The organism is Roseibium sp. (assembly GCF_051016195.1).
GTDB lineage: Bacteria > Pseudomonadota > Alphaproteobacteria > Rhizobiales > Stappiaceae > Roseibium.
This window is the reverse complement of the sequence record NZ_CP134616.1, coordinates 648,134-667,977: the sequence shown is the minus strand read 5'-3', so window position 1 is coordinate 667,977 and position 19,844 is coordinate 648,134. Positions and strand designations below refer to the sequence as shown.

The 19,844-nt window shown below is 51.2% G+C and carries 21 protein-coding genes and 1 pseudogene; 9 read left to right on the top strand and 13 right to left on the bottom strand.

The features are described from left to right. The first annotated feature begins 108 nt into the window (after positions 1-108). Positions 109-594 carry a hypothetical protein gene (locus RDA78_RS03055; RefSeq protein WP_434056242.1) on the top strand — a complete coding sequence of 162 codons (486 nt, stop codon included), beginning with the start codon at positions 109-111 and terminating at the stop codon, positions 592-594. Between the two features lie 140 nt (positions 595-734). Here the strand turns inward: RDA78_RS03055 and RDA78_RS03050 are convergent. Then, positions 735-812: pseudogene (locus RDA78_RS03050) on the bottom strand (SEC-C metal-binding domain-containing protein); the annotation flags it as partial. A gap of 665 nt (positions 813-1,477) precedes the next feature. On the opposite strand from RDA78_RS03050, the gene RDA78_RS03045 reads away from it, so the two are divergent. After that, complete coding sequence (locus RDA78_RS03045; RefSeq protein ID WP_434053897.1) at positions 1,478-1,720, top strand: hypothetical protein; 243 nt, start codon at positions 1,478-1,480, stop codon at positions 1,718-1,720. A 32-nt stretch (positions 1,721-1,752) separates the two neighbouring features. Here RDA78_RS03045 and RDA78_RS03040 read toward each other — a convergent pair whose 3' ends face one another. The 9 genes from RDA78_RS03040 to RDA78_RS03000 all read right to left on the bottom strand — a co-directional run bounded on the left by RDA78_RS03040 (position 1,753) and on the right by RDA78_RS03000 (position 10,308). Then, positions 1,753-2,367 carry a hypothetical protein gene (locus RDA78_RS03040; RefSeq protein ID WP_434053896.1) on the bottom strand — a complete coding sequence of 205 codons (615 nt, stop codon included), beginning with the start codon at positions 2,365-2,367 and terminating at the stop codon, positions 1,753-1,755. A gap of 440 nt (positions 2,368-2,807) precedes the next feature. Beyond that, positions 2,808-3,239: a hypothetical protein gene (locus tag RDA78_RS03035; protein ID WP_434053895.1), complete on the bottom strand. Its 432-nt coding sequence runs from the start codon at positions 3,237-3,239 to the stop codon at positions 2,808-2,810. 252 nt (positions 3,240-3,491) lie between these two features. Further along, a complete protein-coding gene (locus tag RDA78_RS03030; protein ID WP_434053894.1) occupies positions 3,492-3,752 on the bottom strand; it encodes a hypothetical protein in 261 nt (86 codons plus the stop codon). Between the two features lie 14 nt (positions 3,753-3,766). Next, positions 3,767-4,057 carry a hypothetical protein gene (locus RDA78_RS03025; RefSeq protein ID WP_434053893.1) on the bottom strand — a complete coding sequence of 97 codons (291 nt, stop codon included), beginning with the start codon at positions 4,055-4,057 and terminating at the stop codon, positions 3,767-3,769. A gap of 234 nt (positions 4,058-4,291) precedes the next feature. Next, entirely contained in the window at positions 4,292-6,253 is a 1,962-nt protein-coding gene (locus RDA78_RS03020; RefSeq protein WP_434053892.1) for a hypothetical protein, read from the bottom strand. Continuing rightward, on the bottom strand, positions 6,253-8,043 hold the full coding sequence (locus RDA78_RS03015; protein ID WP_434053891.1) for a hypothetical protein: 1,791 nt from the start codon (positions 8,041-8,043) through the stop codon (positions 6,253-6,255). Before RDA78_RS03015 ends, RDA78_RS03020 begins: the two co-directional genes overlap by 1 nt. Before the next feature lie 623 nt (positions 8,044-8,666). Then, positions 8,667-9,437 (bottom strand): recombinase family protein, encoded by a 771-nt coding sequence (locus tag RDA78_RS03010; RefSeq protein WP_434053890.1) that lies wholly within the window; start codon positions 9,435-9,437, stop codon positions 8,667-8,669. Continuing rightward, positions 9,434-9,664 (bottom strand): hypothetical protein, encoded by a 231-nt coding sequence (locus RDA78_RS03005; protein WP_434053889.1) that lies wholly within the window; start codon positions 9,662-9,664, stop codon positions 9,434-9,436. The genes RDA78_RS03010 and RDA78_RS03005 overlap by 4 nt, the downstream gene beginning before the upstream one ends. Positions 9,665-9,723: 59 nt before the next feature. Then, positions 9,724-10,308 (bottom strand): hypothetical protein, encoded by a 585-nt coding sequence (locus tag RDA78_RS03000; protein ID WP_434053888.1) that lies wholly within the window; start codon positions 10,306-10,308, stop codon positions 9,724-9,726. A 23-nt stretch (positions 10,309-10,331) separates the two neighbouring features. Between RDA78_RS03000 and RDA78_RS02995 the strand changes: the two genes are divergently transcribed. Beyond that, positions 10,332-10,691 carry a transcriptional regulator gene (locus tag RDA78_RS02995; protein WP_434053887.1) on the top strand — a complete coding sequence of 120 codons (360 nt, stop codon included), beginning with the start codon at positions 10,332-10,334 and terminating at the stop codon, positions 10,689-10,691. 5 nt (positions 10,692-10,696) lie between these two features. Continuing rightward, entirely contained in the window at positions 10,697-11,041 is a 345-nt protein-coding gene (locus RDA78_RS02990) for a hypothetical protein (protein WP_434053886.1), read from the top strand. 723 nt (positions 11,042-11,764) lie between these two features. Here the strand turns inward: RDA78_RS02990 and RDA78_RS02985 are convergent. Beyond that, the gene (locus RDA78_RS02985; RefSeq protein ID WP_434053885.1) at positions 11,765-12,205 is read right to left on the bottom strand and encodes a hypothetical protein; all 441 of its coding nucleotides are present in this window, start codon (positions 12,203-12,205) and stop codon (positions 11,765-11,767) included. Positions 12,206-12,341: 136 nt separating this feature from the next. On the opposite strand from RDA78_RS02985, the gene RDA78_RS02980 reads away from it, so the two are divergent. The 3 genes from RDA78_RS02980 (at position 12,342) to RDA78_RS02970 (ending at position 15,339) form a co-directional block, all read left to right on the top strand. Then, the gene (locus RDA78_RS02980; protein WP_434056093.1) at positions 12,342-12,701 is read left to right on the top strand and encodes a recombinase family protein; all 360 of its coding nucleotides are present in this window, start codon (positions 12,342-12,344) and stop codon (positions 12,699-12,701) included. Positions 12,702-13,553: 852 nt separating this feature from the next. After that, positions 13,554-13,853 carry a hypothetical protein gene (locus tag RDA78_RS02975; RefSeq protein ID WP_434053884.1) on the top strand — a complete coding sequence of 100 codons (300 nt, stop codon included), beginning with the start codon at positions 13,554-13,556 and terminating at the stop codon, positions 13,851-13,853. 296 nt (positions 13,854-14,149) lie between these two features. Then, positions 14,150-15,339 (top strand): IS3 family transposase gene (locus RDA78_RS02970; RefSeq protein ID WP_434053883.1). Its coding sequence is split into 2 segments (ribosomal slippage): positions 14,150-14,402 and positions 14,402-15,339, totalling 1,191 coding nucleotides; the frame shifts between segments, so codons are not numbered across the junction. 34 nt (positions 15,340-15,373) lie between these two features. On the opposite strand, the gene RDA78_RS02965 is transcribed toward RDA78_RS02970, so the two are convergent. Together RDA78_RS02965 and RDA78_RS02960 are read right to left on the bottom strand one after the other, a co-directional pair. Continuing rightward, entirely contained in the window at positions 15,374-15,907 is a 534-nt protein-coding gene (locus RDA78_RS02965; RefSeq protein WP_434053882.1) for a hypothetical protein, read from the bottom strand. A 666-nt stretch (positions 15,908-16,573) separates the two neighbouring features. Further along, positions 16,574-17,506 (bottom strand): hypothetical protein, encoded by a 933-nt coding sequence (locus RDA78_RS02960; protein ID WP_434053881.1) that lies wholly within the window; start codon positions 17,504-17,506, stop codon positions 16,574-16,576. A 258-nt stretch (positions 17,507-17,764) separates the two neighbouring features. Between RDA78_RS02960 and RDA78_RS02955 the strand changes: the two genes are divergently transcribed. Both RDA78_RS02955 and RDA78_RS02950 read left to right on the top strand, forming a co-directional pair. Continuing rightward, on the top strand, positions 17,765-18,193 hold the full coding sequence (locus RDA78_RS02955) for an SH3 domain-containing protein (RefSeq protein ID WP_434053880.1): 429 nt from the start codon (positions 17,765-17,767) through the stop codon (positions 18,191-18,193). Between the two features lie 103 nt (positions 18,194-18,296). After that, a complete protein-coding gene (locus RDA78_RS02950; RefSeq protein WP_434053879.1) occupies positions 18,297-19,601 on the top strand; it encodes a hypothetical protein in 1,305 nt (434 codons plus the stop codon). Positions 19,602-19,844: the final 243 nt, after the last annotated feature.

Here is a 19,844-nt window from a genome sequence, read left to right as displayed (position 1 = left end):
GATTCGGGTGTATGCCCGCCGCAATGGCTCCAGCCTTGATCTCGGGCCGGAAAAAGCATCCCCTCTCGTTGAGGCAGGGATGAACGTGCATTTGCAAAAGGACGTCACGTGCAACTCATTGATCCCGGTGATGTGCCGCGAGCCCTCACCTGCGAAGGCACCGTGCCCCGCCCCTGGCAGCAACAGAACCCCAACGCCTGGGGGGAGATCAAGTGCGCCCGCGAGCACGGGGCGAAGCGGGTGGTGGCCTCGGCCGATGCGCATGTTTCGGTGCCCAAGAGCGCGCACATTCTCGGCCTTCCGTTTGAAAGCATTGCTGTCCTTGAAAGTGGCTGCATGGACACGGGCCTGATGCCGGATCTGACAAATGCCGCCCTTGTCCTGACGGCTGGCACCACGGGCCGCGGCGTGATCGACGACCTGGATCTTGCAGGCAAGCGGCTGGGGAAGAGCGGTGGGCCGTCCTGGGTGCATGTGGACGCCTCCCCGGGCTTGGCCCCGTTGCCTCGCGCACTGACATCGCCGGAGAGCCGTGGGTCCGCCAGGTGGCGGCAAACATGCACATGGAACTGGACGCGGTCTGATCGCGGATAGACGCTGTTCTGGCTGAGTGCGGGTGAAGGCGACGCTGGCGGAAGCGAAGAGCGCCGGGCTACCGGCGCTCTCTGAAAGTAGTGATTTCTGTTGCTGCCGTCGAATTTGCCGCTCTTGAGGCAGCACTGCTTGTAGCGCTTGCCTGAGCCGCAAGGACAGGGGTCGTTTCGCCCGAGCTTTTCGACAAGCTCGACATCGCCCGCGCACCATGCGCGCACCGGTTTTGACACGGGTCTCGGACGGGAACGATTTGCGCCGCTTAGAAATGACCTCGAAAGGAGGGCAGGTCGTCGAATATGTGCTGGAATGTCATGGCTGCCTGCACGGTACAGGTTGACAGACTGGCGGAGAGAGGGTCCGTCTTATTAAGTAGGTAAGTTATTGAATAAAAAAATCAAAACTTCAGAATAAAACATTGTGCCTACTTATGTGCCCACTTCCGCATCTCGTGCCTATTTGTCTAGACCCTGTGGATTTCCAGCATGTCGATTGAAACGTCGGCTCAGGTTTACGAAATGTGTATCGGAACAAATTTGAACACATCGAGGACGGCGATACCTTCCGGCTTATAAGCCCATCCATGAACATCAGGCTCTGCGGTGTCGACACGCCTCCAAAGAACACACCAGAGGGTCGCTGTCGAAGGAACTATTGCTCGCTGCCATATGGTCTTAGACCGTTACCTGATATCCCGTAGGCATGGGCACTCCCTGCGACGGTCGATCGCCAAAGAAATCGTGGGGCAGTGTCGATGCGCAGTGTTTTGTCGGTGACAAGGATATCGCGCAACTGCTTGCCTCTCGCGGTATGGCGTGTAACTGGCCAAAATACTCCGGCGGGTATTATCGTCGTTGGGCGAACTGCAGCCGATAGGAGCGATCTGATGCCGGAAGCAAAAACTATCTCTGTCGCCGAGCTCATTGAGAAGCTCAAGACATTTCCGCAGCATCTGCCGGTTGTCACCGGTGGATTCGACGACATGGACTATAGCCCGGTCGATAGCATCGAGGTGATAAAGCTGGTGGAATTCAAAGGAGGCATCGCAGAGTTTAGGGATGCCGATGACATTAATCTAGGGCAGACAACCATCCGCGGCCCATTTCAGGCACTCTACATCGACCACTGAGCACCATCGGAGAGGCTGAACTGCAACAGATTTCAAAAATTTTGTCCGCTACACTTCGGTCTTCCTCCTTCAGCGCGCCCCTTGCAGTGATAGACAATCTCGTTGCCAGATTCGATTGGAATAGTGCAACGCCCGCGCCGAACCAAATCCTCCAGCTGAGGCCTCGGGACGTCTTCGACAACCAAAACGGCATCTATCCAAGTTCTACCTTCACCAATCTGTAACTTCGGGGTTTGACCGTATATACGCAGCGCTCCAGCTGATATCGCGATTGAAAACGAAGGCGTTTTTCGACCTGCTACACTGTCAAATTCAAGCGTTGCTCGGCAGAACGCTCGCATGTCTCCGCTCGAATCAGCGTTTAGATAGAAGCGGGTCTCTTCGCCTTCTCTGTTGTAAGTAGCCTCTAAGACCGTCGCCGCGGCGTCGACAGCTGCCGGTGAAACTCCGTAGTATTCGGCAACCCTTTTCACGACGTCTTTGCACCACTCATTTGCTGCGCACTCATTAATGAATTCGTAGACCCCGTCAGGCTTCATGATAGGATTGAACCGAACTTCGTAAACACGAGTGTCTTGTGCGTTAACAGAATAGGCGGCAGACAAAATCGCAAAAGATGCCAGAATTACCTTCAAGAAATGAGACATGAAATCCTCCTGCCAAAATATGCTTTGAAATTCACGTTGTGGCGTACCTCGGACTATGCACAATTTAAAATAGCAGATCTGGCCTCCATTTGCACGAATTGGCAATAAGGACTCGCGAGTGGCGCCTCAGCTGATCAAGATTGCAACGCTGGCGGAATACAGGAAGCGCGGCAACAGCCTCGTTGCGAACTGCAATACGCTCTAGTGCATGAAATGCTCAGCACTTGAACTGGACGTTCTGATCAAACGCCATAGGCCAGACTACGTCGTTCCCTATGAGGCCAGGACCGTTTTGGGGCTCCAATTAGAGGTTTGGCATGATCGATTACTAAGTGGATCTGCAATCCTGTGCGGCGCCGTTCAAAGGTGGAAGCGTTGCCAGCGCAAACTTCGCTACTACGAAACCGAATGACCCAGGCGCTCTGGCGGAGAGTGGGCCTTTACGCTTTTTGCCAACTCGCCTCTAAAGCTTCCAGACGCTCTAATACCTCGCCTGTCTCAATTGCCTTTCTCTGAGCCTCCAGGATTGACACGACTCCCTGCGCCTCTGATGGCGCGACCTCACCCGCGGACACAGCCTTCGTGACCGCGGCCAACGCGTCTTTGATCCCGTCAATTGTTGATGTGTCCGGCAGTTTGATTTCAATGCGGTTTGCCATTGGTGCTGGGCGCGCGTGAATGTACGGTGCAGCTTTCTCCGCTGCCCAGGCACGATCCTTCGCTTCAGCGCTTTTGTCCCGCATCACCGACAGCATGTACTCAACCGGCGTCACGCCCTGCTTTACCGCTCCTGCAAGGATTTCCGCACTCTTTTTGTTCGTGGCCCCTGGAGGGCGACCGGCACCAGCACGGGCACCGCCTGTTTTAGGCATGAGAGGATTCCAGACTGCTAGAAATGATTTCCAGAGGAATGCAGGATTTCACAGGTCCGTTTGGACTTGGCTCAAAAGCGCAAAGCTTTATAAGCATCGTTTCGTCGTCAAGGTCATATCCTTGATCGCTCTGGAACCGGTTTGTTTCGTCCTTAGACCGCCTTCCAACGGTCAATAGAATGAAATGCGATGGACGGACATCGTCTCCGATAATACGCTTTTCCAGCTTGGCGAGCCTGTTTGAAATGCTTGTCACCAAACTGCCTCGCTCACTGACAAGAGCCTTAAGGTGGATTTACTTGCTAGCGGGCCGCGCTCACCCACGCCCACTAATCTCCGATTGATCAAAAGATCCGAATGCGGAATGAACTGATAGCCCTGATCCTTTAGCCAACCATGGATTTCATCATCTGACTGACCACCGCTGACGATGCGAAAAACACGTGTCGGCAAACCACGATTTCCCTTCAACTTGTTTTCCAGCTTTGAAAGCCGTCTCAGGGTCGCACTCATCGAATTCTCCTGATTTAATTCAATGGGGTGTCAGCAGGGGCGCAAGCATCTGCATCGCCATCGTTTCCAGCGCTTTCCATCACAGCCATCGTCTCAAGGACTTCGCAACGGGGGCCGATATAGTCTCCCAAAACGTAGTCAAGGAACTGATCAGCTATGTCCCTGGGGTCGCCTTCCATCTTGCTTTGAATTGCGAGTTCTAGGAATTCACGACGCACAACCGTAGCCTGAATGCCCATGATGCGGCTGAAGTTATCAAGCTTAACTTTCATCGCCTGCTTTTGCTGTTCGTCTTGCTCAATCATGGTTGCTCTCGCTTTTCTCGATCCGTGTTTCTCTGTATGGTTGACCGATGGATGACGTTGCTTTTTGGAAAATTGTTGTCGCCGTGCTTCTGGGAAACAGCCTCACGGTTATGTGCCTCTACGGGTTTTACCACGCCAATCTCTCTGAAAAGCGTGGGGAGAAGCCTCGACTTGTGCACCTTGCAGGCATCATTTTCCCGTTGGCATTATCAGCCGGTGGAATGTTGATCATATTCAAGGGTTAACCCCTTGCGTTGCCATGAGTGCGCGCACGATTGCGTCACGCTCTGGAGCCAGCCTTGCCTCGAAGGGCGCGTTAATTCTGGCCTGTGCGCGCGAGAAGTCGGCGCGGTCAAGTAAGGCCCTAAAAAGCGCTTCATTTCGACGCTCAAGACCTGGCGCATTGAATGCGCGAGCTGCACGTTCGCCAACCGTTGAAATCGCATCCCCCATATTAAAGTTCATCGCGCTCCGCACAGCTCCAGGCCCGTCTGATTTTCCGGTTAGCTGATTGATAATTTGCTGCCTTGCAGCTGTGCGGGAGTTGCCCGTCACCTGATTGCGCGTTTGCGTAAAGGTGCGCTCAAGGTCCAGCTGTTTCAGCAGTTGCGCCGCCTCTGTTTCGCCAACAAGGATGGAGAGCTTCTCCTTGTTAAAGCCGCGATCAAAGAGCGCTTTGGCTGCGTTCGCGTCGTTGCGAGCGGTTCCCATGATATCGGCAATCGCTGCACGCGCGCCCTGGGTATATGCTTCACGCTCGCCTTCATTCATTCCGGCCATAGTGCGGCGGATCTGTTCGGGTGTTTGGCTGTTCTTAAAGACGGCCTTGCCACCCTCCATCGCCTTCAGTACGCCAGACGGGCCAGCGAACGCTTTACGGGCTTTCGCGTACTCTGGGACGGCATCGTCAATGATACCTGTGAGTTGCTTTTTCAGGCCAACAAGAATGCGACCTTCATTCGTATGAGCACCCGCGCTAGTGATCATGTCATCAAGTGCGCGCTTGGTATAATCAAGCTGGCGGACATCGGGAACGTTGCGGATAGATGCTGCACCATCATCTGCGATGTTGATAAACCACTGTTGGGATGGAATGCCTTCGTTTGCCGCCAACGTCTGAGCTCGGCCCAGCGCTTGCTTCATTGCAGGACGCGCCAAAAGGTCTTCAAGCTCTTTCGAAAACGGGACTGGTTTAGAACGAGATGCCTCATACAGCGGACCTGACACAGCGCTGCGTTGCGCAATGATGTCATCCGCTGATTTCAGAGTGTTAACAGGCTGTCCGAGCGCCTTATCTACAGATGCCGTGATCCTATCGCCTGAACCGGTTACACGGCTTCTAAGAACATCAGCGACTTGCTTTTGGGGATTGCCGGGAATCGCGGCCAATCCTTCTGCGTACTGCTGGAGTTGCGGAAGATCGGTAGGAAGCGCATCAGGCCCCATAGAATTCAGACGGGCGGCTGCATCGTCAATATTCATGCCATCAGCTGCGAGGGCCCTGGAAATGATGCTATCAGCGCCGCGCGCGGCCTTGTCCGATTTGCTTGAAAGTGCTCTTACGATTTGGTTTGCGACGGAATTTGCCCCCGAAGCGACTGAAGGTCCAAGCACGCCCAAGCCAAAACCGACTCCCGCGCCACCTGCGGTTCTTTTCAAGTCACCGTCAGACCTTGCGGCGGCGTCGGCTGCACCTATTACACCTCCAGAAGCTCCAGACGCCAAACTGTTCGCAAGAAGGCCACCGCCACCAGCACCAAACACAGCGGGCGCTGCGGCAACAGCCGGAGCAACACCGGCCACTGCACCGGCAACTTGAAGGCCGGTAGACGTAAGCGGGCGCTCTTCGGAGAACTGGTCCATTCGCCTTGAAGCGATTTCCCTTTGGACGGGATCACCCATACCAGCAACATCGCGCATGTATGCACCAGCAATAGGAACACCTTCCATCGCTGCGGCACCAGCTGTACCGAGCTGGCCCATAAGACCCTGATTTTGGCGCTCAGCAGCCGCAGCCGTATCAACGTATTGCCCGGTTTCAGAATTGAAAACCATACCGTCAGGAATATCAGGAGATGCATTGGAAGACGCCTGACGAAAGCGTTTGAGTTCGGCAGCAAGCTTCCGCGCTGCGGGAACATCACCAGCTTTGTGAGCATTTCGCAGAGCAGTTTCCAGTTGGTTCAGATCCGCCATCATTGCCCCCCGTACATCTGCAAAAGGTCGTCAACGCTCAACTCTGGCGCAGCCTGTCGAGAGCTATTGAAGATCTGCAAACCGGCTTCGGAGCCATGAATCACTTGCAGCAAAGTCAGTTCGTAGTCGTCAAGATCGCGCAGAAAGTTAGGGCTCGAAGGGTCCAGCGCCCCCGCCTTGTCAGCAAGCATTGCACTTTCTTTTTCTGTGACGCTGCCTAGCGCACCGCCAGTCTGAGACGCGGCGCGCATCGCTTGAAGGTTTTCAATCTTGGCGTTCGCTTTCAGAACCTCGACTTGTCGCGAAACTTCCGCGCTATCAGTCCAGGGAAGGTGCTGGACAAGGCTTTGCCCATATGGGCCGAAGTCCCGTTGACCTGCCGCCTCACGGGAACGCATTGCCGCACTCGAAACAACACGCGTCGAAACCTCGGCCTGACCAGACTTGATTTCATCTTTCTGTTGCGCTGTTTCCTGCTTCTGAGCTGCCAGCGAGCCAGGAACAGGTGCGGCTGTTGGAAGGCCAGTTTCGGGATCGATAATTGGCTCTCCGGTCTCCGGATTGCGGATATATCCGTAGTCTGTTGAGAGCTTACCAAGTTCGGGGCCACCACCCACATTTACTGTTACGCCGGACTTGCCACCCGAAAGCATGAATTCGTTATACTTTTCGGTTCCGCGTTCAAGCCCAGCGCGCACTGCTCTTGCGTCCAACGCCCTTACGCTATCCGGCAGCGGTGGATCGTTAAGCCGTTCGAGTTCCAGACGACCCTTCTCAAGCTGCATCTGCCGGAGCGGATCATTCGCCTGCATGCGTTGCTGGAGCAGAGCCTGTGCGACCGCTTTTTGGCCCGGATCAAGCCAAGGGTTGTTCACCAGTCCAATCAACTGCTGGGTCTGCTGATCCATACCCTGCTGTGCCTGGGCGACACGCTGAACACCGGGGCTTGGCTGCGCCTGTGCAACCTGGGGCATCTCGGCGACGGGGTTGGCTGAGACCTGCCCGCCCTGCATTTGAATCAAACGCTGAGCCAGAACGCCTTTCGGGTCAATCGCGGGCTGCTGGGGCACAAGTGCTGGATTGAGGGATGCGGTCTGTGTACCGAGTGCTTTGTTGAACTTGTCGACGTAACCACTTCCGGTCATGCCGTTCACATCAGCGCGGTCGGCACCTTCTGCGGCTGGTTTTCCTGTGAACCACATAGAAGCAGCGTCTTGCGGGTTGCCGTACTTCTGGACGTATGACCCGAATTCGCCATTGAACACCGCGTCTTGGGCCTCTGGGCTAGCGAGGAATTCATCAGGCGACAGACGTTTGCCGTAATGCTGCTCAGTCCACGGCCCCACATTGAAGCCCATGACCTGATAGCGGCCATATGCGCGACCCTTACCGGTTTCCGGCCCTATAGCGGCATAATCCCCACTGCCCGCGCTTTCGATGGACGCAATAGCATCTGCATAGTTCGCACCACCCTCATCGCCGCCAAAGGCCGCAAAGCCCTGGTTGATGCGGCGGTTGACGGGATCAGTTTCAAGATCTGCTGCCGGGATCTCACCAGAGAACGACACCCCGCTACCAGATGGTACAGAAGCAGTATCACCACCACCGGAACCAAATGCGGACATGATGGAGTTGAAAGCTTCGCTCGCACCTTCTCGGCCTGCTTTCTCGGCGTTGTTCGCCTGACGCAAATAGAGACCTGAGGCAACGCCCTCACCAAGGGCAGTCAGACCCTCACCAACGCTTTTAGGCGTACGGCGCTTACGAAGAGCATTCGCGATGGCACGCATCCGCGTTACTTCTTGCTGAGTCTTAGGGAGACCATCCCCGCCGAAAATAAATGACATTTTGCTAAGCCACCCCCTTATCCGTTATCGCTGTGTGACGGTCGATGGCTCAGACAAGTATTTGCCTAGCGCTACCCGCACTAGCTTGGCGCAGGACATGTCGCGCTCTTGAGCAGCCTTGGTTAGCTGCTCACGCTGCCAACGTGTAAGCGTAAGTGGAAAGTTCTCCGTGTACTTTGCCGTTCGCATAAAAGCACTCCATTTCGCATTGAGTGCAATATAATGCTGGTGAAGAATCGCGTAAATCCGAAACGTTTGTTTGGGGGGAAACTGCAGTTTCGGTCGATATTGCGACGAACAGCGCTCGATTTACGTGAAATGAGCGCTGTTTTATTCACTTAGTCAAGAATTCCCATATCTCGCTTAATTTGGAGGAAAGCGAGTGTCTTTTGGTCCGGCTTCAAGTTTTGGAACAGTGACACAATGCCCATTACCCGAACTGTTAGGCCCCGAACTGAGTCCACGTACTTCTTATGACTGGATTTGTTCAGCAACGGCCTCCACGTCCTCCCGCATGCTGTTTGCAACCGCGAGCTTGACCTTTGCTGCTGCCGCCTTCTGCCCCATCAGAAATCCGCCGAAATGCTATCGATACGGCCAACAGCAGCTTCATGCTGACCATGGCGGATCTGTTGTTTGATGAAAGAAAGGTGCTGCCGCAAATCGCCCACCATCGCCTGAAGCGTTTCGGCATTCCGCGCTGTCTCTTCGTCAGCCTTTGCCAATGCCTTGGACAAGGACGACGCCCGAATTTCGATCTCATAGAGATGATGCAGATCGACACCAAGGTTTCCGGCTTGCGGATCGGGACTTGCCAAATCCTTCTCCACCTGCGCAATGAAATCATCCAGTTCGCCAGACTGCTTTAGGCAGGTAAGTTTGATTTCCTTGTCCTTAAAGAATTGCAGGAGTTCGAACAGTTGCGGTGCGCAGAGGCCGAAACGGTCAAGCTTGTAGACATAGACCGTATCACCCGACTGAAGCCAGAATTTCAGCCACTTTAGCTGACTGCGCTCAGTCTTCGGAACAACGTCTTCAAAATAGGTATCAGCACCGATTTCTTTGAGTGCGACGCTTTCACTGATATCCATGCAGCCATTCACGACACATGAATACACGAAGGTCTGTGTTTCGTAAGGGTTCTTGGACATGCCTGGGGACGCTTTTCTGTATGTGACACAGCGGTCTAATTTTTGCCTTGCCATGAACAGGCCGAATTGCCGAGTCACTTCTTCACTGCTGAGCTGTTCAATCTCTGGGAAAAAATCGGCCACGATGCCTTTTCCCTTCGGCTGGGTATCTGCGTGATGCAAACCCCTCCGGGCAGCGTTGTTCATTCGCTTTTGGCCTTGGCGCAACAGTGGTTGCTATAGAATTCATCTATTTCGCTTTGCAGAATTTTTGCTGCCTTTTCGGACGTGAAAATCAAAGCGCTAAGGTTATCCAACTTCTGTATCCGGTTGCCGTCTTTGTCCACGTAGTCCAGATCAAGAAGAAGATCGATTGCGATTGACATACGGTGTCTAAGGTTGGACGCGTTGGCTTCCAGTTCACCATAGTCCATGAATAAGTCACGCTCCGTCTTAAACTCTTCATTCTACATCAACATTACCCTTTACCCCCTCAGTTCGCTGCACGGCGTTTTTCAGCAAGTTTCTTGATGTAGAGTCCTGCGTTTGCATCCTTCCAGTTTTGGGCGCTCTCCCTTCGCTCCTCCGGGGATCCTGCCTGTCCGGTACAGTAAAAGTAAAAGAACACGCACCCGGTTTGATCATCGAAAGCTTCAAACTGGTCTACGGTGATCGCGTCCAAATCAGCGTGACCAAAGAGCTTTTCGCACTCCGCCTCACAGTAGGCGCGGAGTTGCGGATTAGTCTTTATCGTCTTTATTCGATCCAGAAGAACCTCTTCTCGGGAAACTGTTGAGACAGTCGAAATGATGTGGGCGAGCTCAACTTTGAAGACTTCAGATTGATCTGGGGACCGCTCACCCAGATATGCATAGGCTTCGGAAAATTCGGTTTGATTGCGGCTTGTCTCAGCTCGGTTATGGGCTTGGGTCATCATCGGTTTGCGCTCCTGAATGACGGGGAGAAATTGCTGGTACATGAGGGCTTCCACTTCCGTTTCGATTTTGAAATGACGCGACAAAATACGGCTTGGCACAGTTAATTTTCTACTAAAAGTTGCAAAAATGAATTCACGCATCTGCATATGTAATTTGTACACACATGTTTCGAACGAAAATTTTTGAGGCCTTTAAACTGTCGGCGCTTGCAACTAAATATCTCCTGATAGTTTTAATATCAAAAAATCAAAAAGAGATCAATATGAAATCAGAAGATATTTTTCATATCAATCCGGCGCAATTGCGTGCCGCTCGCTCACTCGTTGATTGGAGCGCCCAAACGTGCGCAGATGCTGCAAATGTTGGTGTAGCTTCGATACGAAGAGCAGAACGCCGTGCTGACGGGAAACTTGGCCTGCTTCCGGCAGTTGAGGCGGCCATCAGAAATGCCCTCGAAGAAGCCGGCGTCGAATTCATTCCCGAGAACGGTGGCGGGCCTGGAGTGCGTCTCAAAAAGGACTGACGAAGTTGAGTATCAAAACACAGGGTGAAAGCTTGGATACGTTCCTAATTGCTGGGAAAGCAGACTTCCGTGATGCCGAAAGTGTAATGGTAGCAATGGAAAAGATGGCTAAAGTGTCGGAAGCTGAATTGGATCGGATGATGTGCTACAAGTTGATTGCCACCAATCAATTGCGCACCAAGACGGCTGTCTCTCTCGCGACACTTGAGCGTGAAAGAAGGGCCGCGAAGGCAACGGAAGAGCTAGCGTTCAGAACGACGCGGTTGGCGGGCTGGATTGGTATCGCTGGTGCGCTGATTGGAGCGGCATCTGGCGCTATTTTTGCCTTCCTGCTGCAGTTTTGGATTTGATGACGGCGGAGCTAAGCCTCTGAACTAAAAGATCTTCTGACTGAAAGTCTTTACTTTCCCGCTTTGGGGACACGCGCTGATCAAACCAATCCTCAAACACGATTCACCTCCGCCAACAACATCCGAACAACGCACATTGCAAGAACCAAAATTGGATGAAGAATAGGGAGTTGGAAAGTGCCTAGCGACCTGACGAAAATGTTGGACGAGGAGTTAGCTCTCATGTCGTCTTCGCGTAGTTCCGACGCTGGAATACGCGTAGATTTAGGGTTTCGGCGCTGCGAACTCGCTGTGCAGCGCAGGGTAGCAAATTCTCAAATCGAGGCTTCTGAGCACCAATTAGCAGCTGCGGACGCGCAGAAATCAGCTGCAAAATGGACGCGTGTGTCGGCTATCGCAGTTGCAGCTTCAGTGGTCGTGACTGTCATTGGAATTTGGCTGAACTTCTTTTTCAGCGACTAGACGGGCCAAGCGATAAGAGAGCAGATCAAAATGAGAAAATGCGGGCGATATGGGCATCGTAACCATTTTGGCCACCGTCTCTAGGCGGGCAAAACCGAACGCGAAAGGTCGTCAGCAAAGGCGCGATCCACAGGCCGATCTTTAGACTGAAAGTTATAGCCGGGGCGCCGCAGTTTGGCGCTAAGTCTTTTGATTAATCACTCAGCCTTTCCATTTGGAGGCATGTGACAAAATCTTGTCTTCAAGTAAGCAAAATAGTTTTCATTTCTCGAATATGTATCCCGTAGGCTTTTCAATATTTAAAACTCTGAGCAGACCGTCACAAGTATCTTGATATGCCTCCGGGTCTTTTTCGTGTAAATACGTTTGTTCTGCGCGATAGAAACTATAAATATAGTAATACTCGTGATCTGGATTTTCTACGTCGACGTCGACTGCTTTACCTTGGGTCTTAAAATCGCTGAACGCGAATAGTGCCCACTTATTCATTTTTTCACGATCTACGCCCAACTTAGGGCAATTGTCGAGCTGTCCGTCGGTGGAAGCATAACTTGCGTAAATTCTTTCAATTCCATCCTTTATTTCAGGGGCATTATTGTAATCATTGTGACTAAAACCCTCCTTAAGGTAATCCTTAGCAATAGCAGCGTTTGAGAGAATAATTAATGACGAAACAATTACTGCGACTGTACGCTTATGCATAATCAGCACCTCATTTTCTTTCCAGCAAAGTCAACTAAAAACAATCAAAAGTAGTAAGTCAAGTGTACAGTGTTCGATATCGTATTGGACACTTTCGGGTTGAGTTCGAAACGTTGAGTTTTTCGATGAAAACGATATCAACTTCGTCAGCCTTCGAGACAACATTGACACCCATACGGCCATGGGGAGGTTAATGTTGTATTTGCTTGCATTCCTGGCTCAACTGGAACGGGATTTCACAGCTGAGAGAACGCAGGCCGGAATGGATGCGGCGCGAAAACAGGGCTGGCATCCAAGTCTACAAACTCTGGTTCAGAGCTTGCAGAAGGATGATCCGAAGCAACTTAAGGCGCTGCGCAGGAATGCCGCCGATCCAAAAACATCTTGGCATGAGCTGCTCAAGAAGTATGGTTATGCTATTGCATCTCTAAGGCGAAATTTAGAACATGACCGTAAAAAAGAGCTTGCTAGACTGGCTACCGAAGACGGAAATTAAGGATAGTTGAAATGAAGTTGTGCTTGAGAACGTCTTTAATTCTATTTGTTGTTGCTGGATGCAGCGGTGGTGAACTTGCTAAAGCCGTAGACTCTTTGAATTCTAGTCTGCAAAGTTCGAGTACTAGTATAAACAACTTGGGTAACCCTGGGCAAACTGGTTACAGGAGCGGAGGGGCAGGTTATAGCGCTGGAAGTTACCCTCGAACTTACTCAACATATACGCCATCTCGGTCAACAACTTCTACTAGTTCGACGGGGCAACTATACGACGAAAAAGTATTGTGCCGAGATACTCAAGACTGTCGTGCGCAGCAGGCCGAAATAGACAAAGGTGTACGTGATTCGCAACGAGCACTTGAAAACTGGGGAAGACCATCAAGTGGTCCGCCTTCTAAGGCTGCAATATTTGAGTAAGCCCCGATAGAGGACAGACCGTAGAAAAGATAGAATACGCCTGGCTTGCATGGACAAGCAATCAGTATGCGACCAACGAAGAAGCGCTTGAAGCTCTGCAAAAACTCGGCTGGACGCGTCACCTCATGAACAAATACGAATTCGGCGGATCTGGTCGGAAGGCTGGAAAGCCGAAGGGTAAATAGGATAGATAAGATGGCTGCCCGAGATCGGTGGACGATGACCATTACATGCCCGAACTGTGGGCATTCAGGTTTAGCTGAGTGCTCAGAGAGCGACTATCCATTCATGAGTAGCCCGGACTTTAGATATGACGCACTGCCAGCGGGGTTCAAACGTGGAAAGCGTTTGAGGGATACACGTCAGCAAACATTTGTCGTTTGCAAGTGCGGCGAAGAATTTCATAGCTGACTGCGGCTCAAGAGGGATGAACTAGATGACGCATTTGTTGGACTATTGGCCTTGGGCAATCATTGTTATTGGGCTCTTGCTCCTATTGTATTTTTCTCGGCCTAGGTATTTTCAGTTTGATATTTCTCCAGGCGAACACGCCAGTGCACCAGTGTTTATTCCAGTGTCGGCAATTATGTCGGTTGTTGTAAGCCTCGCTGTACTGGGAAGTTCTCTCTTCATTATTTTGTCAGGAGGTTACGAACCTGATGCTCAGAAGTGGGCATTCGGTTCCGTAGGAACGATTTTGGGCTTTTGGTTAAAGCCGTCGAAAAAGGAAACGTGACTCATAAGGAGCCGAGGTCTTGAACGGTGCCGTTTTACTCATTTGTGCAACGCTTTCCGTTTACGATGGCGATACATTTTATTGCAACGGCGAAACCATGCGGCCAATGGGAGACGGCAGGCCGCATGAGTTTGGTTTTGACACACCCGAAATCGGCTCTAACGCAGATTGCGACAAAGAGCGTGTTCTCGGAATAAATGCTGCGAAACGCTTTCAAGATCTATTACTGACGCTGACCTGCCATGGGATTTTTCCTCCGCTGTCGATTAGAGTCCGACCCAATTTGAGGACGGACAATGAAGCGAACAAGATTCACGGACGAGCAGATCATCGGGATCCTCGCCGAGCATGAGGCGGGGGCGAAGTGCGCCGATCTGTGCCGCAAGCACGGCATGTCGGAAGGCACCTTCTACAACTGGAAAGCCAAGTTTGGCGGCATGACAGTGTCAGAAGCCAAACGGCTGAAGGCGCTCGAAGATGAGAACGCGAAGCTGAAGAAGCTTCTGGCCGAGCAAATGCTGGATCTGGCTGCCATGAAGGAGCTGGTTTCAAAAAAGTGGTGACGCCTGCCGTGAAGCGCGAGGCGGTCGCGCACCTGAGGTCCCTGCTCGGGCTCTCGGAACGGCGGGCGTGCCGGATTGCCGGGGCGGATCGTAAAATGGTCCGCTACGAGGCGCAGCGTTCACCAGACACGGTGTTGCGTGGCCGCCTGCGCGAGCTGGCCAATGAACGACGGCGCTTTGGCTATCGGCGCCTGTTCGTTCTGTTGCGGCGCGAAGGGGAGCCGTCCGGCATCAACCGGATCTATCGGCTCTACCGGGAAGAAGGCCTGACCGTGCGCAAGCGAAAGGCCCGACGCAAGGCAGTTGGGACGCGGGTGCCAATTCTGATCGAGGCGCGACCCAATGCACGCTGGTCTCTGGATTTCGTTCATGACCAGTTGGCTAATGGTCAGCGTTTCCGGGTGCTCAATGTGGTCGATGACGTCACCCGCGAATGCCTTGCTGCGATCCCGGACACCTCGATCTCAGGGCGGCGTGTGGCGCGTGAACTCACCGCCTTGATCGAGCGCCGCGGAAAGCCGGGAATGGTTGTCTCTGACAATGGAACGGAACTGACTTCGAACGCCATCTTGCGGTGGTGTTCGGAGTATCGGATCGAGTGGCACTACATCGCGCCGGGCAAACCGATGCAGAATGGCTTCGTCGAGATTTTCAACGGTCGCATGCGTGACGAACTGCTCAACGAGACCATGTTCCGCAACCTGGCTCATGCGCGCGTCGTGATCACTGCCTGGATCGCCGACTACAACACCGAACGCCCACACTCGGCGTTGGACTATCAGACCCCGGCCGAATACGCCCGGACCCTGACCACCGCAATCGCCCGACCCGCTATGCGATCTGACAGCTCCGCGCGACGGGCGATTGCTCAACCTGCGCCGAATGGCGTAAACACCAATCGGGCTCAAGTCGCAACTGGATGAAAGTTCAGTGGCAGGTCAATCGAGCTCACCTTCTCTAGTGGCACTGGCGAAAAAAACAAAGGAGGCTGAACACAAGCTCGAACATAAACAATAAGAAAAGAGCTATTGAAACGACGGACCAGTAAACTCGATCAAGTTGCGTTGCGCTGAGCGCATAACCTTTGCCCTTCACTACTCGCATCAAATTTCCGGTCAGGTTCGAAGGAGGGTTTTTTTCTTCGGCGCGGATTTTCTGAAGCTGTGTTTCCCAACCCAACTCGACACTGTCACTACCTGCGTGAATGCGGTCTTCGATTGATTTGACATACCTTCCAAGCCTCATCCCGTAGAGTTTGAAACGTGCTTGTGTCAGTAAAGTATAGAAAGCAATCGCTGAACCTGCCAACAATATGAATGGGTTGTCCATGTTAAAGGTGCCAGAGTAGTAAATTCCCAAGACTGCAATAATCGAGAGGTTGCCGTTTCGTTGGAGTTGCTGGTCTAAGCGGCTGCGATCCAATATTTCGTCACGGGCCGCCTTGTATTCTTCAATCAAAAAATTAATTGAAACTTCGGATATATCTTTCATCTGAGCTCAACATACCTAAAGATCTAGTTGGGTGCTTTGACTTAATGAGCTTCATCATAGCGAATATTGAGTTCATCTCAGTTAATCGACTTTTTAGACCTTTATCAACGTTCGCAGATGGCAATTCATGTTCTACAGTTCGAAAGTCTAACAACTTAGAGCAGACGCTGGTGCAATTTGCAATATATTGAGCTTTTGGCTCGGAGCAATCATTCGGCATCCGTGAGGTAAAAGGGGTCTGACCCCAGCTTTGCTAAGTTCTGAGCGTTCGGCTTGCGCTTCAGCGATGTCAGGTTTTGTTAGGTTATCAGCGCTCTTTCTGCGCTTCCGAGATGGCGTCAGCAATCTGAGGTTTTCTGCGGTATTCATACCCCCATGTCAGCTGCCGTCTTATTGCTATGTCTCGAGCAGATCGCCGAAAGCCACGCGGACATGAAAATTTTTGCGATCTATGCTCAGGCTGCGGCCTTAATACCAATCGTCATTGTTCAGGAACGATGCGCCCAACCGCGCCAGTCGTCCGCTTTCCGGAAACGTGCGCAACCAAGCCAAAACGCGGTCACTAATAGCGACCCTCTATGAGTAGCAGGACTTAGAACTTTGATCTCCCAAAAATTAGCTTGAGTCTGACAACATTCTGGGGAGGGGTCGCATTTTTTGACTTACTTATTTCGGTTCGAAGCCTTCAATAAAATACTGCATGGAAATTTCGCCCTCCTTGCCGTTAATGTCAATCATCCGGCATTTGCCTAAGCCAATTGCACGCATCAAATGCCCATCCTTACCGAGTATATGTCCTTTTGCGGAATTGACATTACATGATGCGCTTTTCCATTCATCTTTACTAAAGCCGGCTAAACGGCTGTTTTGAGTTGTGAAAGTGCCATCAAATGTTAATTCCCCCGTTTCTGATATCTCAAAAGTATACTGTCCATCGCTAGGCCCCATATTCGGAGCAAAGTCAGTATTTTCATTGACTGAAACCTCGCCCTGCCCGTTTTCTAGCGCCAACGTGCCGGTGAGAACAATCGGCGGAATCTTTTGTGTGTATCCGTCCCACTCCGATTCGGTTTCGCGATAATAAAAAGCAGCAATGTAAAACGGAATCATACGTCTCTTTGATGTATTCTCTGCGAGAAATTCGTACAAATATCCTCTGGCAGAATAGCTATCCGTTTTGTATTTTGTTATTTTGGGACCGCCTAGGTAATTGGTGCGTATGCTTAGCTCTGGCGATACAATCGAAGTCTCGTCATAAGACGACCAAGTCGTAATTGACGGTGCGATTTCCATACTTGTTTTTTTACTTGGTTCACCCGATTCTGACAAACGCTCAAAACGTTCTGCATCTCCAGTTCTTCGGACGATTTCAAAGCCGGATATGTTTTCAATAGCGGCGACGTGACCACCTTCACGGTCGACGCACACTTCTGAAATGGCTTTTTTGTCAATACCACTTGCACTAAAGGAATAAAGTGCCAAACCACGTTCAAAATCACAGTCTTCAATCTCATAAACCTGTGCTCCAACGGCTGGGGAAAAAAATAAAAAGATTATTGATGCAGCGACCGTGCTGCAGAACTGCGTATTTCTTTGCATAAGGTACTCATAAATTTGTTGTTTAAGTGTTTTGCGCAAAACTTGTCGCAGGTGGTACTTTAACAGATCAACGATTAGCGCAAAGTCTATAAATCCAGCCAGCCAGAAGTCAATTTACCTCCAAACCGTCTCTTTTTGGCATTTTCCGCAGATTCGAGAACGCACATTAATCGTGATTTCAATCACACCATAAATCACGCATTAGTTGCATAGTGGGTAGTGAGATTCTCAAAAATCAAACTCGAGACGGAAACAAGAATGTTCAACAAAAGTATCAACACTAAGTCTCTCTTCCGCTGCGTGGTTCTTGCGATTTTGATTGGCGCGGCTCCAGTAGCAGCTGCCCCCCTCGATGTCACCATTTATGAGAATGGCGGAGATGGACAGATGGCAGAATGTTCACTTGAGCAGGTGGCAGGTCTCAAGGCGAACGGAGACGGGTTTCTCGCCGTTCGGACTGGACCAGGTTCAGATTTCCGGAAAATCGACGAACTCTATAACGGAGACTATGTGCTCGTTTACGATGGGTCCCATTTTCCTTGGGTGGGTGTCCTATACGGTCATGGGCGAGAAGTACTAAATGGCAACACGGGCTGCGGGTTCGTCGGTGAAGGCAAACGTCCATTACCCTATCCAGGGAAGAAAGGCTGGATTCATAGCAATTGGCTTCAGTCTGTAGCGGGATAATATCTTCTCAGATGAGCTGCTCCCCTTAAAGCCCCTCGTTCTGAGGTTAGTCTGTTCTCGGTTGTGATATCAGCGAACATAACTAAGCTGGAGTGTATTTTTGATGTTGAAATTCCGATTTCCCTTAGTTTTCACCGTGTTGTCAATTGCCTTTTTTGGACACCTTCAAACTGCGCTGGCAACCGACGAGGATCCCATCGAAAGACTCTACAACGAGCATGGGATCAGGTTTTCGGATGAATATCCATGTACAGTTAAGTGGATCAGCAATGAGCCTTGCAAGTCTTTCGTGCTTTCTGAGGTACGTATTGATAGCGAAGCATACTACGCGGGTCTGCGAAAAGGGCATGTGTCTGGACTATTTCCTGGTTACACCAAAAGAATAACAAAGACAAAAAGCCAGTATGCAGAAGATGTACTGTATAGTATTTCTGTGAAACGTTTTTCTGCTGTTCGGTATTGCGAATTTAGCAAAATGTTGGCCAAATATGAAAGTGGCGGGACGCCAGAAGAAGTTTCCTGCGGCCACAAAAATCCCAATAGCAAAGTCACAATGCTAGGGAGAGCCACCGCTGAATCACACATAGGCATAAAACTAGACGATGACGGAGTTGTAACGTCCTTAATCGTTCCATCTCCAGCAAGTGTAGGTGGTATTCAGATCGGAGATCAGCTTCTATACGGCCCTAAGCCGCCTCGAGATCTCGAAATTACGCTTACTATGCTTAATCAGCTGTTTGTGAATGTTGTGAACAAAGGGCATGGAGAGTTTTTTCTAAGAGGTGGCAAAACTATTGAAGTAAACATGCCACTTGTGCGCATGGGACAAACTGTAGATCCAAGACTAGCGCAGACTGAGCTTACATCATCAGAAGCGACTGTGTTTGATGAGCTTCCTGATGCAATTCGACCGTTCCTAACAGCAATTTATGGCGGGCGTTTTGAACGGGCTGAGATGGAGAAAAAGGTATTTTATCTTAAGGCCTACAGTTTGACACTTGGCGCGCAGCTTGGGGAAACTCCCATTGGTGGAGCGCTAAATGCAAATTACGATAGTGCAGTAGATGCCACGCGTTTTGCCCCATTAGTTGCTCAATATGGTTTGGTTAAGTTAAACACGGTCGGAAACTGCGGAAATCCAGTTACGACAATTCCTTATACTGAAACAGTTGTTCGGACACTGTCAGATGGTTATGGCTTTGTTTGGTCTGAATCTGTGGTATCGAAGACGAGTAAAAGCTTTGATATTGATGCACGATTTGCACCATTTGTCGTACGTTCGGAGTTGGTTTCGCCAAGGCCGATGTGGTCTGCGGGGATCCGGTACTTTATTTCAGCTGCCGGCGGGTGCGAAAGCGCAATACTAAACCAATTCGAAGATAACTTCTTAGCATACCAGAAATACTAAGAAGTGGCCCGTACGGGTTTGCGATTGTGACAGCTCTGGAGTGTGGCATTTGAGATCGCTTCAGAGCAATCGCTCAACAGTCGACACGCTTGCTGTTCTGCAGTCTTCTCGCTGCACCTCCGCGTTCTAGCTCAGATCTTGTCACACAAAACATTCGAAGTTTTGGAGTATTACGCACAAAGAGGGCTAGTTGTATGCTGTTTGCGCACATCTTGTGCACATGGAGCAACTAGAATGCCTCAA

Excerpts from the sequence above, each read along its gene's own strand:
- RDA78_RS03045 (WP_434053897.1), top strand. The coding sequence starts at position 1,478 with ATGCCGGAAGCAAAAACTATCTCTGTCGCCGAGCTCATTGAGAAGCTC.
- RDA78_RS03040 (WP_434053896.1), bottom strand. The coding sequence starts at position 2,367 with ATGTCTCATTTCTTGAAGGTAATTCTGGCATCTTTTGCGATTTTGTCT.
- RDA78_RS03035 (WP_434053895.1), bottom strand. The coding sequence starts at position 3,239 with ATGCCTAAAACAGGCGGTGCCCGTGCTGGTGCCGGTCGCCCTCCAGGG.
- RDA78_RS03030 (WP_434053894.1), bottom strand. The coding sequence starts at position 3,752 with ATGAGTGCGACCCTGAGACGGCTTTCAAAGCTGGAAAACAAGTTGAAG.
- RDA78_RS03025 (WP_434053893.1), bottom strand. The coding sequence starts at position 4,057 with ATGATTGAGCAAGACGAACAGCAAAAGCAGGCGATGAAAGTTAAGCTT.
- RDA78_RS03020 (WP_434053892.1), bottom strand. The coding sequence starts at position 6,253 with ATGGCGGATCTGAACCAACTGGAAACTGCTCTGCGAAATGCTCACAAA.
- RDA78_RS03015 (WP_434053891.1), bottom strand. The coding sequence starts at position 8,043 with ATGCGTGCCATCGCGAATGCTCTTCGTAAGCGCCGTACGCCTAAAAGC.
- RDA78_RS03010 (WP_434053890.1), bottom strand. The coding sequence starts at position 9,437 with ATGAACAACGCTGCCCGGAGGGGTTTGCATCACGCAGATACCCAGCCG.
- RDA78_RS03005 (WP_434053889.1), bottom strand. The coding sequence starts at position 9,664 with ATGGACTATGGTGAACTGGAAGCCAACGCGTCCAACCTTAGACACCGT.
- RDA78_RS03000 (WP_434053888.1), bottom strand. The coding sequence starts at position 10,308 with ATGCGTGAATTCATTTTTGCAACTTTTAGTAGAAAATTAACTGTGCCA.
- RDA78_RS02995 (WP_434053887.1), top strand. The coding sequence starts at position 10,332 with ATGTTTCGAACGAAAATTTTTGAGGCCTTTAAACTGTCGGCGCTTGCA.
- RDA78_RS02985 (WP_434053885.1), bottom strand. The coding sequence starts at position 12,205 with ATGCATAAGCGTACAGTCGCAGTAATTGTTTCGTCATTAATTATTCTC.
- RDA78_RS02975 (WP_434053884.1), top strand. The coding sequence starts at position 13,554 with ATGACGCATTTGTTGGACTATTGGCCTTGGGCAATCATTGTTATTGGG.
- RDA78_RS02965 (WP_434053882.1), bottom strand. The coding sequence starts at position 15,907 with ATGAAAGATATATCCGAAGTTTCAATTAATTTTTTGATTGAAGAATAC.
- RDA78_RS02960 (WP_434053881.1), bottom strand. The coding sequence starts at position 17,506 with ATGCAAAGAAATACGCAGTTCTGCAGCACGGTCGCTGCATCAATAATC.
- RDA78_RS02955 (WP_434053880.1), top strand. The coding sequence starts at position 17,765 with ATGTTCAACAAAAGTATCAACACTAAGTCTCTCTTCCGCTGCGTGGTT.
- RDA78_RS02950 (WP_434053879.1), top strand. The coding sequence starts at position 18,297 with ATGTTGAAATTCCGATTTCCCTTAGTTTTCACCGTGTTGTCAATTGCC.